10 protein-coding genes and 2 pseudogenes are annotated in these 14,226 nt (G+C 58.7%); 2 read left to right on the top strand and 10 right to left on the bottom strand.

Annotated elements, in window-relative coordinates:
• From H0V78_13665 to H0V78_13675, 3 genes are all read right to left on the bottom strand, one after another.
• Window positions 1-1,137 (bottom strand): RecQ family ATP-dependent DNA helicase (locus H0V78_13665; protein ID MBA2352785.1); only part of this gene is annotated, 1,137 nt, incomplete at its 3' end.
• Between the two features lie 65 nt (window positions 1,138-1,202).
• Window positions 1,203-2,507 (bottom strand): cytochrome c, encoded by a 1,305-nt coding sequence (locus tag H0V78_13670; protein ID MBA2352786.1) that lies wholly within the window; start codon window positions 2,505-2,507, stop codon window positions 1,203-1,205.
• A complete protein-coding gene (locus H0V78_13675) occupies window positions 2,504-3,403 on the bottom strand; it encodes a c-type cytochrome (protein MBA2352787.1) in 900 nt (299 codons plus the stop codon). Before H0V78_13675 ends, H0V78_13670 begins: the two co-directional genes overlap by 4 nt.
• Window positions 3,404-3,863: 460 nt before the next feature.
• Between H0V78_13675 and H0V78_13680 the strand changes: the two genes are divergently transcribed.
• The gene (locus H0V78_13680; GenBank protein MBA2352788.1) at window positions 3,864-4,313 is read left to right on the top strand and encodes a PA2169 family four-helix-bundle protein; all 450 of its coding nucleotides are present in this window, start codon (window positions 3,864-3,866) and stop codon (window positions 4,311-4,313) included.
• 146 nt (window positions 4,314-4,459) lie between these two features.
• Here H0V78_13680 and H0V78_13685 read toward each other — a convergent pair whose 3' ends face one another.
• The 7 genes and pseudogenes from H0V78_13685 to H0V78_13715 all read right to left on the bottom strand — a co-directional run bounded on the left by H0V78_13685 (window position 4,460) and on the right by H0V78_13715 (window position 10,428).
• Window positions 4,460-5,068: an urea carboxylase-associated family protein gene (locus H0V78_13685; GenBank protein ID MBA2352789.1), complete on the bottom strand. Its 609-nt coding sequence runs from the start codon at window positions 5,066-5,068 to the stop codon at window positions 4,460-4,462.
• Window positions 5,069-5,100: 32 nt separating this feature from the next.
• The gene (locus tag H0V78_13690; GenBank protein ID MBA2352790.1) at window positions 5,101-5,898 is read right to left on the bottom strand and encodes a YqcI/YcgG family protein; all 798 of its coding nucleotides are present in this window, start codon (window positions 5,896-5,898) and stop codon (window positions 5,101-5,103) included.
• A 336-nt stretch (window positions 5,899-6,234) separates the two neighbouring features.
• Entirely contained in the window at window positions 6,235-7,206 is a 972-nt protein-coding gene (locus H0V78_13695; protein MBA2352791.1) for an aldo/keto reductase, read from the bottom strand.
• 222 nt (window positions 7,207-7,428) lie between these two features.
• Window positions 7,429-8,706, bottom strand: coding sequence for an AsmA family protein (locus H0V78_13700; protein MBA2352792.1), 1,278 nt, complete (start codon window positions 8,704-8,706; stop codon window positions 7,429-7,431).
• A gap of 8 nt (window positions 8,707-8,714) precedes the next feature.
• Window positions 8,715-9,281: a hypothetical protein gene (locus tag H0V78_13705; protein MBA2352793.1), complete on the bottom strand. Its 567-nt coding sequence runs from the start codon at window positions 9,279-9,281 to the stop codon at window positions 8,715-8,717.
• Window positions 9,282-9,441: 160 nt separating this feature from the next.
• Window positions 9,442-9,970 (bottom strand): annotated as a pseudogene (locus tag H0V78_13710) (low temperature requirement protein A).
• 26 nt (window positions 9,971-9,996) lie between these two features.
• On the bottom strand, window positions 9,997-10,428 hold the full coding sequence (locus H0V78_13715; GenBank protein ID MBA2352794.1) for a class I SAM-dependent methyltransferase: 432 nt from the start codon (window positions 10,426-10,428) through the stop codon (window positions 9,997-9,999).
• Window positions 10,429-10,805: 377 nt separating this feature from the next.
• On the opposite strand from H0V78_13715, the pseudogene H0V78_13720 reads away from it, so the two are divergent.
• Window positions 10,806-14,134, top strand: a pseudogene (locus H0V78_13720) (DEAD/DEAH box helicase family protein).
• Window positions 14,135-14,226 lie beyond the last annotated feature (92 nt).

A 14,226-nucleotide genomic window follows, 5' to 3' on the forward strand; every position in this document is an offset into this window, starting at 1 on the left:
GGTGCATTCGCCGAAGTAGCCGAGCAGGCTGTGCCGGCGGCAGCGTATCGATTCGCAGAATCCGAGCAGCGCATCGAGCTTCTGCCGCTCGAGGCGCTTGCGTTGCTCGCCCGCCTCCGATTCATCGACCATGCGCCGCAAGGTGACCACGTCGCCGAGGCCGTAGGCGAGCCAGGCTTCGGCGGGCAGGCCGTCGCGCCCGGCGCGGCCGGTTTCCTGGTAATAGCCTTCGATGCTTTTCGGCAGATCGAGATGCGCGACGAAACGGACATTGGGCTTGTCGATGCCCATGCCGAAAGCAATGGTCGCGACCATGACAATGCTTTCCTCGCGCAGAAAGCGCTGCTGATTTTTGCTTCGCGTCGCGCTATCGAGACCGGCGTGATAGGGCAGGGCGCGAAAGCCGTGGGCAGCGAGAAAGGCGGCGGTTTCCTCGACTTTTTTGCGCGACAGGCAGTAGACAATGCCAGCGTCATCGCGATGACCGGCCAGAAAATCGAGCAGTTGCTGGCGCGCGTTGCGTTTCGCCGTGATGCGGTAACGGATGTTGGGCCGATCGAAGCTCGATATGAACTGGCGCGAGGATGCAAGGCCGAGCCGTTCGACGATTTCCCTGCGCGTCGGACTGTCGGCGGTGGCGGTCAGCGCAATCCTCGGCACGGCCGGAAAGCTTTCGCACAGGATCGAAAGCGCGCGGTATTCGGGACGGAAATCGTGCCCCCATTGCGATACGCAATGCGCTTCGTCGATCGCGAACAGCGCGAGCGAGCTTTGCTCGAGCAAATTCATGAAGCGCGGCGTCAGCAATCGTTCCGGGGCGACGTAAAGCAGATCGAGCCGGCCGCGCAGCAGATCCTGTTCGGTTGCGTACGCCGCTTGCGAATCGAGGCTCGAATTCAGGAATGCCGCCTTGACGCCGAGCTGCAGCAACGCCTGCACCTGATCCTGCATCAATGCGATCAGCGGCGAAACGATGATCGCGGTGCCGTCACGAACCAGCGCCGGGATTTGAAAGCACAAGGACTTGCCGCCGCCGGTCGGCATCAGCACGAGACAATCGCCGCCGCCGATCAGATGCGTGACGATTTCTTCCTGCTCGCCGCGGAAATCCGGATAGCCGAACACGGATTGCAGGATTTCGCGGGCAGTCACGTTATCGCGGTCAGCTCAACCATTTAACAGGTCCATGCTTCTGCAAAGACTCAATCCACTGCAATCCCCGACGCCCGCGCGACGTCGGCCGGCGAAACCGCGACCGCGCTGTTGCCCCACGATTGCCGTATATAGGTGACGACCGCTGCGACTTCCTGATCGCTCAAATCCTGGCTGAACGGCGGCATGCCGTACGGCCGCGGATTGCCTGCAGTGCTCGGCGGAAAACCGCCGACCAGCACCATGCGAATGGCATTGATCGGATAGGGCATCAGTATCGATTGGTTGCTCGCCAGCGGCGGATAGACGCGCGGCACGCCCTTGCCATCCGGCTGATGGCAATCCGCGCAATGCTTTTTGTAGATTGCGGCGCCCTGTTCGAGCAGCGCTACGGCTTGCGTTTCGCTCGGCCTGACCTGGGGCTCGGCGCGCGCCGCATCTTCGTGCTGCTGCGATTTCAGGTAGACGGCCATCGCCGCGATGTCTTCGTTCGTCATGTGCTGCAAGCTGAAATGCACGACGGCGGCCATCGGGCCGTACACGGCGCTGCGCGACGATACGCCGGTCTTCAGCAAATTGACGATATCCGCGATCTCCCAACGGCCGAGCCCTGTCTCCTCGCGCGAAGACAGCGATGGCGCGTACCAGTCATGGATCGGGATCAAGCCGCCGGCGTAATCGTCATCCGCGACGGCGCCGAGGATGTTGCGCGCGGCGTGGCAGGCGTTGCAATGGCCGAGTCCTTCGACCAGATAGGCGCCGCGATTCCATTGCGCCGATTGCGCCGCATCATTCTCATACACGCCTTGGTTGAAATACAGCGCGCGCCACGCCGCGAGCAGCTTGCGCTGGTTGTACGGAAAGCGCAGCTCGTGCGGCCGGCTCGGCTCGCGCACGGGCTGTACCGCCTGCAGAAAGGCGAACATCGCGTCGGAATCTTCGCGCGTGACCTTCGTGTAATTGGTGTACGGAAATGCCGGATACAGCAGCGAGCCATCGATCGATTTCCCTTCGTGCATGGCCCGCCAGAAATCGTCGGCGGTCCAGTGGCCGATGCCGGTTTCCGGATCCGGTGTAATGTTCGGCGTATAGAGAGTGCCGAATGGTGTCGGCAGCGCAAGGCCGCCGGCATAGGCCTGGCCGCCGCGGATGCTGTGACAGCCAACGCAGTCGCCGGCCAGCGCCAGGTATTTGCCGCGCTGCGCCTGTGCGGACAGGGGTGCTTCCTCCGACCATGCCGGTTGTTGCGGGCCGCCGGACAGCGTCGGCGCCGCGCCCTGCTGTACGCCGCGCACAAACATTGCCGCGCCGATCACGATCAACACGACGACAACTGCGATGGCGATACGCTTCATGATCCTGGCTCCTTGCTGTCTTTGCCATCCTTGCCGAAACTTTCGCCGCTCGCTTCGGGAACGGCGATGCCCAATTCGGGGTCGGCGCTGCTCGCGCCGGGGACGACGCCGCAATCGATCGGCAGTCTGGCCGATCTGGCGAGCGCCGGCATCGAGTCCGCCGTCGCCCGCTGCGTGGTCAGATAGGCGGAGACGGCGGCTACATCGCGCGGGCTCAAGCGGCTCGCGATCTGCGACATGCAGTCAGGCTGCGCGCCATGGCGATGACCTGTCTTCCAGGCGCCGAGTTGGGCGACGATGTATTCGCGGTTCAGCCCGATCAGGCCGGGAATCGTCGGCTCCATGCCGGTCAGCGATTTGCCATGGCAGGCCGAGCAGGCAGGAATATTCTTGTCCGCATCGCCTTTTCGGACCAGCGCTTCGCCGCGCGCGAGTTCCTGTTCCGGGTAGCCACCGGCCGGCGCCGGGTATGGCGGCTGCAACCGCGCATAATGCGCAGCGATTTCGCGTAAATAGTCGTCCGACATATAGGCGACCATGTAGGTCATGATCGGCACTTCGCGCCGCTGCTCCTGAAAATTGCGCAACTGATTGTAGAGATACCCGGCCGGCTTGCCGGCGAGGCGCGGATAGTATTCGCTTTTCGCGATGCCCTCGCCTTGCTTGCCATGACAGGCGGCGCACGCCAGCAGGCGCTGTTCGAGCGTATCCGGGATTTGCGCTCCGGCATTGGCGCTGCTCTGCGCCTCGGTTGCGGCTTCAGTTGCGGCGTCGGTTGGTGCCCCGCTTGCCGCATCGGTTGCATTAGCTGTCGGCGGCGCAGGCTCAGCCGCATGCAACGGCGCTATGGCTGCCAGTGACAGAAAAAGGAAAAACAATCCAAGTTTTGCGTGCATGCGTTCTCCTCGCGTACCAGCCGCGCTACACATCGATTCGATCAATGCGGGGGGGTTGGGGTGTTACAGGCGTGTTTCAAGTGATGTCAGCGACAATGGCAAGCGGGCGGATATAGAGCACTTCAGACCGCCAAAAAAGCTTGGCAATTATAAAGTAAAGCGGGCAACGTCCATAAGGGGTCGAGACTTTTGCTCCCTCCTCACTTGCTGGGGAGGGCCGGGGTGGGGAATGCGCATCACCCCCGCCTGAATGCGCTCTGCCGGCGTCCAGAGGTCGGGTCCATCGGGCGATAGTCATGTAACTTGTACATTTTGCATGTAGATATTACCCACTCTCCAAGCCTTACGACACCCGAAAAAGGGATGGCCCGAGGCAGCGCGGCGCGGATCGCGGCGGCACAACGCTTGCTTTTGTGCAGAGCGCGGCATACCCCCAACATTTCGCTTAAAGGAGTTCACTATGGATAAAGACGACGTTGTTTCGACCCTTAATGATTTGATCGAAACCTGCAAGGACGGCGAACAGGGCTACAAAACCTGCGCCGAAAACGTCAAGGACAGCGAGCTGAAAGTCGTGTTCGCCAACGGCGCGCGGCGCTGTGCGGAAGGCGCGCAGGAACTGCGCATGCAGGTGCAGCGGCTGGGCGGCGATGCCGAGACGAGCGGCAGCATTGCGGGCGCCCTGCATCGCGGCTGGGCCAATATCAAATCGGCTGTGACCGGCAAGGACGACAAGGCGATTCTCAACGAAGTGGAACGCGGCGAAGACGTCGCCGTGAAGTCGTACCGCGACGCGCTGGATTCCGATTTACCCGCCGATGTGCGCACGATTGTCGAGCGCCAGTTCCAGGGTGTTCAGCAGAATCACGACAAGGTCCGCGATTTGCGCAATCTTTACGCCAGTCGTTAAAAAAGGCAGGTCGAGCGTCTGCGGAACTTGGTGATCCTGGTATATGCACTGCGGCGGTGTTCTCCTTTCCCCTGACCGGGAAAGGTCCCGCCGATTCCCTTGCACAACCTCTGCGAAACAGCACTTACAGTAAGCAGCAGTTTCGCTCAGGTTTCCGTTTCATCACCGTACACTTCGATATCGATAGGCTTGAAGCGGTAATTGTTCGACATCTCGGCCGAACACGCTGTGACGCCGACGATCAGATCCATCTCGGCGCGCAAGTCGATGTAATCGCCAGCTTTCGATTGCGGCGGCGCGATGGTCAGCTTGCCGTCGGCGCCGATAGCCACGTTCATGAAAATATTGAACGTAGTCGGAATGCGGCTGGGGGCGATCCCGAAAGCGGCCAGTTGCGTCTGCAAATTGTCGAAGCAACTGGGATGCGGGGCATCGTTGTTGTAGATGATCCTGAATGTCTCGGCGCTGCACGGCGTCAACAGGAAATCGTGGCGGCCGACCTTGTCTTCGACGATCGTGAACATCGGATTGCTGAGGTTTGAATAGAGCACGTGCCCGCTGGTCAGGTAGATGGTATTGGCATAATCGATGCTGCGGCCCGACGATAACCACTCATCGCGATCGGCACGCGCGAAGGCGGTCAGATCGGACACCTGTTCACCTAAACGATCGATGACGCGCACAACTTGCCCGCGTTCGATTTCGAAAGCGGTTCCAGTCTGCGGCTCGAGTGTATAGAGCGCGATCCGCTGCAATCAACGAACTCCGCCGATAGCCGATTTCCGCATCAGCGGATGCTGTTGCGGGGCGAAAACGGACAGCGCCATCCCACCTCAACGCGCCGCCCCGAGTATTGACGCGCCTCCGATTGCTCGCCGAAATTGCTCAGGTTGGCGTTGAGGCTTCCCTGCAAAGCCAGTTCGCGCTCACGAATGACCGACTGCATGCGATCGAAATGGCCGGATTCGCGCAACTGCTCGAACTGGTTATGCGGATTGAATACCAGCGCCGGCCACGCGAAGCGCCGCGCCAGGCGCGAGCTTTGCGGATGCAGGCCGATCACGAAAAACCCCTGCTCGGCGAAACTGAACGAAAACTCGGCGTCAGCGGGATCGTTGCTGACAGCCGGATCCCAGACATGATGCGCGCGATCGAGCTCATGCAGATGCTGCAATTGCGCCCACAGCAGGCGCTCGAATTCTTTTTCGGTTTGCGGAACCGGATTGGCGAAGCTGGCGAGAAAGGTCGAGAATCCGCCTTCGAAGCTGGCCTGGTCCCTGACGAATTCGTAAAGATCGCAAGCGAGGCCGGCCGTCGCCCCGGCCGATGCGAGGGTTCCGTATTGGCCGAGCCGATAACTGCCGCGCGAAATCGCCGACTTGGCGCCGACGCAGGAAAAATCCGAATCGAGGACGTGATCGCGAAACGATCCATGGACTTGTTCGGCCAGCGCCGACGGCGCGAGGTGGGGCGCGAGCGGGCGTACCAGTTCCCCGTCGTGATACGCCGCGTAGTTGCTATTGACGCGCGCGAGGGTGCTGTCAAAGGGATTGCTTTTTCTCGCGCGTATGGATAAGTCGGTCATAAGTGGTATGCGCTACGAACGCTAGCTGCAGCCGATCGACTTGCGCGTCGCTCTGGTTGGAAAAACACTATGACGCAAGTTGCGTTCCGACCGTTTTTCGGGCGGGACGTCGAGGAGCGGCCGAAGCGCCCTGTAAAAGCTACGCTGCGATTGTAAAAAAGGGACTGGGCAGCGTTGAGTGAGTCTCCATGGCCGGTCCCCCGGGATTTCGACTGGAGCCTGCCCTCGAAGGCTTTAATGGGGGCGGGGAATAACCACCTGATCAAGGCTTCGCCGTAGAAGGTACGGCGCGGGGAATACGGAAGCGTTCAGCCGATCAACGACCGAGCGCGCTCATCATCGTTCCGGATAACGCGATCCAGCCGCGGCGTCACGCGGTGCAAGTTCGTCGAGCCGAACGAGATCTTCCGCGTCGAGTTCGACTTCAGCAGCGCGCACGTTTTCCTCAAGATATCCGCGCCGCCTGGTTCCGGGGATCGGCACGATGTCCGGGCCCTGCGCCATCACCCACGCCAGCGCCAGTTGCGAAGCGGCGATGCTTTTCTCTTTTGCCATCGTCTGCATGCGCTCGACGAGCTTCAGATTCTTCGTGAAGTTGTCAGCCTGAAAGCGCGGTGAATCGCGCCGGTAGTCGCCTTCCGGCAGGTCGTCCAAGCTCTTGATTTGTCCGGTCAGAAAGCCGCGCCCGAGCGGACTGTAGGCAACGAAGCCGATGCCGAGATTGCGCACGAGCGCGAGAATGTCATCCTCTGGTTCGCGGCTCCACAATGAAAACTCGGTTTGCAGCGCCGTGATCGGATGAATTTCATGCGCGCGTCTGATCGTTTTTGGTCCGGCTTCCGAAAGGCCGATGTAGCGGACTTTTCCCGCTTGCACTAGATCCGCCATCGTGCCGACCGTGTCTTCGATCGGCACGTCGGCGTCGACGCGATGCTGGTAATACAGATCGATGGTATCGACGCCGAGGCGCTTGAGACTGCCGTCGCACGATTTCTTCACATAATCCGGGCGGCCGTTAACGCCACGGAAAGAGCCGTCGTCGCCGCGCACGACGCCGAACTTGGTTGCGATGACAACGTCATTGCGGCGACCGCTGGAGCGCAGCGCGCGCCCGACCAGTTCCTCGTTCGTGAACGGACCGTAGACATCGGCGGTATCGAAAAAATTGATGCCGAGATCGCACGCGCGGTGAATGGTTGCGATCGACTCCGCATCATCGCCCTCGCCGGTGAACTCCGACATGCCCATGCAGCCGAGTCCCATCGCCGAGACGACCAGGCCTTGACTACCCAGCTTGCGTTGTTTCATTCCGGTTCTCCGGCTGCGGTTGCCTGGGAAGGGCCAGGGTACCCCAAACAAGCGCGACGCAACTTCTCCCCACCCCAGCCCTCCCCAGCAAGTGGGGAGGGAGCAAAGCACACCAGCTTCGATCCGCACGGTGTTCCGGAGAATCGATTGACCGACGATGGGATGGCCCAGTTTTGAAATGCCGACGGCGAGGTCGGACGTCGCGCGGGTTTCGAAACGGTGTTACCGCGTATCGACCCTGATCACAAAATCTGTGGTCTGTTCGCCGGCCACTTTCAGTTTGCCTATGCGCAGCGTGCCCCGAATATTCCGGCCTTCCAAACCGTCGAGCGGAAGCATGTCGCTACCCTTACCCGGTTTCGCGGACTTCTTCTCAGGCGCGCGATAGCGGTCGAGATCGATGCTATCGACCTTGAGCGCAAAAGTCGCTGCCGGTTTCGAAAAGTTGCTGACAGCGATACCGCCGGTGAGCGTGCTGTCGTCGAGCTGCAAGGTCAGGTCGCTCATCTTCAGGCTATCCGGGGAGCTGTCGATTTCGGCGCTGAGCGCCGCACGGCTCAAGACCTTGGCATCGGCGGTCTGCGGCGGTTTCATGCCGAGGCGCTGCATGACATCGCGCGGATTGAATGGCGCGATTTTCAGCGTTCCGCTCGCGGACGGCTCATCGCCCACTTTACCTTGCAATTCTCCCTCGGCCACGAGTCCGGCGCCCGCCAGTTTGAAGGATTCGATGGTCAGCATTTCCGCTTGCAATGTCGCTGAATCCACGGCCAGCTTCAAGTCGACGCTGTCCGGAAGGTTGCCACCTTTGATCTCGGCGGCGGCAAGCAGTTTTCGCAGTTGATAATACGCGCTATCGGGGTCGGGGTTGATTACGCCGCGTACTTCGATCCGGGCGTTCAAGGGAGCGCTCGACAAGGTGCCATCGATGTCGAAATCGATGTCGGTTTTCGGCGCGAGCGCGCCGGTCCCAATATTCAACCGCTCCAAAGTATGGAGTTTGCCGGTGCCGCGATCGTCCATGGTCAGGCTCGCGTTTCTGATGTCCAATCCGCCCAACGTCAAGGCGCCCGCATCCTTGCCGGACTTTGGTTGGCGTCGTTTGAGATCGTCCCAGTTGGTTTTTCCGGCTTTATCCTTGATCAAACTGAGCGCGAGGCCGTGAATCGAGAGCGCGTCCATCTGCAGCTCTTTTTTGATCAGCGGCAGAAGTTCGACCCGAACCTGCACCCGCTTGACCGTCGCGAAAGGCGCTGGTCCGAAGCCCTCGGCATTGCCGAGCGCCAATTGCTCAGCGCTGACGCCGAGCCTGGGCAGAAACTCGAGATCGATGTCGCCGCCGATGGTCAGCTCGCGTCCAGTCTTGTCCTTGACCCACGAGGAAACCTCGGGTTTGTAGTCGTTCGGATCAAAGAAAATCGAAACCGCGGCAACGGAAACGACGATGAGCACAACGATCGCCGCCAACACCCTGGCGACGATCTTGAGGCCCTTGCTCACCGCGCGTCCTATTTGGTGGGGGTGAAGTACCTGGCCTCGAGCAGGCGCACGACCTTTTCATATTGATCGTCGAAGGTGCGGCTCACCTCCTGCATGAGTTTTTTGCGCTGCGGGTTGGTTTCCCTCGCGCTGAGGGTTTTGGCGAGATGGCGCTCGGAATTCAGCACGCCCGATTGCGTCAGCAACAACAGGCGTTCGAATTCCTTGCCGGTCTGTCCGAGCAAATCCTTGAGGCGTTCGAAGTTCGCCGACTTGCGCGCTTCGACTTCGATCGCCGGCAGCGGCTTCAGTTTGAGTTCAAGCCGCGGATCGCGCTTCGCCATTTCGTCGAGATCCTTCTGGACGCGCTCGGCCGCATCGGAAATTCCGCCGATCACTGTTTTGACGTCTTTCGATTCGAGCTTGATGAGCAGCAGCTTGTCCGACTGCTTTTGTGTGGACACGGCATCGTAGAGCATGCTGTAGCCTTCGTTCAGCACGCGTTGATTGTGGCCGGCCGATGGCGGTTGCTCGACCGGAGCGGTAGCGCATCCGCCCAGAAAAAATACGCAGATCAGAATGGCGCGATTCAGCATGTCCTCTCCCAGTTACGGGTGGCAAAACCTCATTTTGATTTGTCCGCGATTGCGGCGATTACTTACAGGCCGGAATCAGAGATGATGCGATTCTCCCTCCTTTCCAGGGATGGGTGGCGCGCACCGGACGGGGTGTTCAACTCACGAATCACGCGTTTTATCAGGCTTCGGGTGCGCGGTTTAACTGGGTTTTTTCCGCGAGCGCGGCTTGCACCCAGCCGTCCTGAAATCCCGCCAGCACGAGCAACGCCGGTCCGCCCAGAAAGCAGGGCGCGAGTTTGAGGATCGCGCGCCGCATTATCTCCTTCGGTGGCGAGCGCGAACAGTGAGACTTGTAACAGCCGTACCACGAAGTAGGCGACGCCGAACAACAGGGCATGCTCGCCGAAGGCGTCGGGAATCGCGAGCGTGACCTCGAGCATGGCCGCCATCGCCGAAAGGATGATGAGACGCGCCGGAATCGCGTCCTCGGCGGGAACCGCGTTGGTCAGCCACGAATACGTGACCCATGCCCACCACAGCACCGCGAGCAGGGCTGCGTCCTGCAGCAGCCCGAGCAAGGTCAGATTGTCCGCAAGAAAGCCGGTGAGTTGCGCGAAGGCGTACACGAAGACAAGGTCGAAGAACAGCTCCAGGAAACTGGCGCTGGAGCTTCCTTGCGATGACGACGCATCCTTTGCCACGCTCATGCGATGCGTCTATTCATTCGCAAGAATTAACGCTGCGCCTGCGCGCTTTTCTTTTCCGGCACCACCCAGTAATAGACCTTGCTGCGGTCCACATTCAGGGTCTTGAGCGGTTTCCAGTCGCCCATGTCGAACGAATGCGACACGATACGTGTGCCCGGCTTCAATTCACTCAGGAGTTTCGGGCGCAGCTTCAGGTTGAGGCTGTTCAAGAGATAAAGCGTCACAACCGTCGCCTTGCTCAAGTCGATTTCGAACAAATTGCCCTGGATGAATTTGACCTTGTCGGTGACGCCGGCGGCTTTCGCATTGGCGTTGGCTTCCTGGATGCGCTCGGGATCGATATCGACGCCGACGCCGCGCGTGCCATACTTTTTGGCGGCGGTGATCGGAATCCGGCCATCGCCGGAACCGAGGTCGTACAGCACGTCGTTCTTGCCGACCTTCGCCACCTTCAGCATCTCGGCGACAACAGCCTCGGGCGTCGGCACGAAGTGCACGTCCGGTCTGACTTCTTCGGCGATGGCCGAGGTTGCGAAAGCCAGGGTCGTCCAGAACGTTCAGCAGCAGATACTTTTCTTCAGCATGGTGTTTTCTCCTTTCAAGGTTGATTGATTACAGGTTGGCAAAAATCACGTCATTCAATGGGTCAGACACGATCGAGACACTCCGAGACAGGAATCTGGTGCCGGAGTTTGATTGTCTACTCAGAAAGACCGGACATGAGCCTGAGGCCGCACGATGTTGTGCCGGAATCGACCATGGATCGGTGCACTTGCTATTGAGAGCAATCGAAACGGAAGGCACTATGGAGGCCATGGCAAGCAAGGGAGTGAAAATGGCATCTCGGCGAGACGGTAAGGCGAGTCTGAAAACAACACCCGTAGCGGGTAGCTACGGCATTCGCGACAACCATGGGCGCGGCGCCGTTGCGCATTTCCTTGCTGAAAAAATATCCGAGGATAGCGCTCTATCCGTCGTGTCAGCCTATTTCACAATTTACGCCTACCATGCGCTGGCGGACAAGCTGGGCAAAATTGAAGGACTGCGATTTTTATTCGGGGAGCCGCGCTTTATCGCCTCACTCGACCCGGAAAAGACCTACAAGAAATCCTTCAAGATCGAAGACGAAGGCCTGGAACTCGCCAACCGTTTGCAGCAGAAAGAGATTGCCCGCCGCTGCGCAGCCTGGATTCGCGACAAGGTCGAAATTCGCTCGATCCGGCAGGCCAATCTGCTCCACGGCAAGCTTTATCACATACACGACGGCCACCGCGAGCATGCGATTCTCGGCAGCTCCAACTTCACTCGGCGTGGTCTGGGGGCTTTCCGCCAATCCGAATATCGAACTGAACCTGATCGTCGACAGCGATCGCGATCGCACCGACCTGAAAGCCTGGTTCGACGACATCTGGTCGGACGACGATCTGGTGGCGGATGTCAAAGGCGAAGTGCTGGGTTACCTCGAACAGCTCTACGTCAATCACGCGCCCGAGTTCATTTATTTCAAGACGCTTTTTCACGTCTTCGAGCGCTTTCTGTCGGGGCAGGCTGACGATGCAAGGCTGTTTGACCAAACAGCCATCGTCGAGACCGATATCTGGAACGCGCTGTTCGATTTTCAGAAGGACGGCGCCAAGGGCGCGATCCACAAGATCAACGCGCACAACGGCTGCATCCTTGCCGACAGCGTGGGCTTGGGCAAGACGTATTCCGCGCTGGCGGTTATCAAATACTACGAGCTTCGCAACCATCGCGTCCTCGTGCTTTGCCCTAAAAAACTGCGCGATAACCGCACGGTCTATCTCGCCCATAACAATAGCGAACTCAATCCGTTCCTCAGGGATCGCTTCGCGTATACGGTGCTTTCGCATACCGATCTTTCCAGGGAAAGCGGCAAAACCGATGGCATCGATCTCGCCACCATCAGCTGGGGTAATTTCGATCTGATCGTCATCGATGAATCGCACAACTTCCGCAACAACGTAAAAGGCAGGCGCGACGAAGACGGCAACGTCATTCGCAAAAGCCGCTACGAGCGCTTGATGCAAGACATCATCCAGTCGGGCGTCAAGACCAAGGTATTGCTGCTATCCGCGACCCCGGTCAATAACGACCTTGCCGACCTGCGCAACCAGATTTATTTCATCACCGAAGGGCAAGACAACGCTTTCGCGCAAAGCTTCAGCATCAACAGCATCAAGGAAACGTTGTCCACGGCGCAAAAAACTTTCACCGAATGGGCCAAGCGCGCAGACGAAAAAGATGCGCGTGATCTGATGGATCGCCTGTCCGCGAGCTTTTTTACCTTGCTCGACGAACTCACGATCGCGCGCTCGCGCAAGCATATTCAGAAGTATTACAAAGCTTCACTGGAGCCAATCGGCCAGTTTCCCAAGCGCAAAAAGCCGGAATCGATGTACTCGGAAATCGATCTGAAAAGCCGCTTTCCTTCTTACGATCAGTTGAACGACGATATCTCGAAGTACCAGTTGTCTCTGTATAACCCGTCGCGCTTCGTGCATGAAGAGTTCAAGGCGCAATACGAGGAAAAAAGAATCCGCAACTTCTCGCAAGCCGACCGCGAGCGCTTCCTCATCGGCATGATGAAGGTAAATTTTCTGAAGCGGCTCGAAGCTCGGTATCGTCGTTCGCCATCACGATGAACCGCACTGTGGAGAAGATCGAAAATCTGGAAAGCCGTCTGCGAAAATTCAAAGACCATCAATCGCAGATCGCGGAAGACGTTCAGGCCGATTTTTTCGAAGAGTCAGACGAAGAAGATGAAGATCTCGCCCGGGCTTTTCAGGTCGGCGGCAAGCTCAAGTTTCAGATGGCGCACCTTCGAATCGATGACTTGGTTGCAGGCTTTAGGGAAAGACAAACAACAGCTTTCCCGTCTCGCCAATGATACGCAGGCTGTAAACGCGCAACGCGATGCCAAGCTCGCCGAACTGCGTAGGATCATCGAGCAAAAAATCAGGCATCCGACCGTCAATAACGATGGCGAAGAGAATTGCAAGATCATCGTCTTTGCGCATTTGCCGATACCGCCGCGTATCTATACGAGCAACTGGAAACCTGGGCAAGAGAAAAGCTCAACGTTCATATCTCGCTCGTTTCCGGAGGCGCAAGGCCGAATCGCACAACTCTGGGCCGCCCGGAGTTCACCAACATCCTGACCAACTTTGCGCCCAGAGCCAAGCAACGCGCCAAAATGGTGTCGATGCCGCAGCACGACGAAATCGACATTCTGATTGCGACCGACTGCATCTCCGAAGGCCAGAATCTTCAGGATTGCAATCTGCTAGTCAATTACGACATTCACTGGAATCCGGTGCGCATCATTCAGCGCTTCGGCCGTTTCGATCGCATCGGCAGCCGCAACGCGTCGATTCAACTGATCAACTTTGGGCCCACCCCCGACCTGAACAAATATATCAATCTCAAGAACCGTGTCGAAGCGCGCATGGCTTTGGTCGACATCGCCGCCACTGCTGAGGACAATATTTTGCAGGCCGAAGACCAAGAGAGCTGATTCAGGAAGACTTGCGCTACCGCGACAAACAATTGCTGAGATTAAAAGACGAGGTGCTCGACCTCGAAGACTTCAACGAATCGGTTGCGCTCAACGAATTCACCCTCGACGATTTCCGTCTCGAACTCGCCAACTACATTGAAGCAAATCGGGAAAGCTGGAGGAAGCGCCCTATGGCCTTTACGCTGTCGTGCCGCCGCACGCCGAATACAAAAACCATTCAGGCGGGCGTCATCTACTGCCCTAAACAACGTCTGGACGCTACCGGTAACGAAGCGGTAAACCCATTGCAATCTCACTTCCTCGTATACATACGCGATGATGGCGAAGTGCGCTACAACTTCACCAGCCCCAAACAGATTCTTGACGTCTTTCGGGCTGTATGCCAAAACAAAACCGAGCCATACGCCACTCTATGCGAGCTGTTCGATGCCGAGACCAGCGACGGTCAAGACATGTCGCGCTACAGCGCGCTGCTGGAGAAGGCGGTTGCCGCTATCGCCGCCCAATTCGGCAGGAAGAATACCGGCAATCTGTTCGCGGGCCGCGGCGGCAAGCTTGTAGACGCCGGTAACCAGGTGAAGTCGAGTACGGACTTCGACTTAATCACTTGGTTGGTGATAAAGTAGATACTGTTTCATACCTACGCCGAGGTTGCCGTGGTCGCCATCGCAAAACTGTTCAAAACCGGCAGCAGCCAGGCAGTCCGCTTGCCCAAAGC

Source organism: Burkholderiales bacterium (genome assembly GCA_013695435.1).
Taxonomy (GTDB): Bacteria; Pseudomonadota; Gammaproteobacteria; order Burkholderiales; family JACMKV01; genus JACMKV01.

Excerpts from the sequence above, each read along its gene's own strand:
- H0V78_13670 (MBA2352786.1), bottom strand. The coding sequence starts at position 2,507 with ATGAAGCGTATCGCCATCGCAGTTGTCGTCGTGTTGATCGTGATCGGC.
- H0V78_13675 (MBA2352787.1), bottom strand. The coding sequence starts at position 3,403 with ATGCACGCAAAACTTGGATTGTTTTTCCTTTTTCTGTCACTGGCAGCC.
- H0V78_13680 (MBA2352788.1), top strand. The coding sequence starts at position 3,864 with ATGGATAAAGACGACGTTGTTTCGACCCTTAATGATTTGATCGAAACC.
- H0V78_13690 (MBA2352790.1), bottom strand. The coding sequence starts at position 5,898 with ATGACCGACTTATCCATACGCGCGAGAAAAAGCAATCCCTTTGACAGC.
- H0V78_13695 (MBA2352791.1), bottom strand. The coding sequence starts at position 7,206 with ATGAAACAACGCAAGCTGGGTAGTCAAGGCCTGGTCGTCTCGGCGATG.
- H0V78_13705 (MBA2352793.1), bottom strand. The coding sequence starts at position 9,281 with ATGCTGAATCGCGCCATTCTGATCTGCGTATTTTTTCTGGGCGGATGC.
- H0V78_13715 (MBA2352794.1), bottom strand. The coding sequence starts at position 10,428 with ATGCTGAAGGTGGCGAAGGTCGGCAAGAACGACGTGCTGTACGACCTC.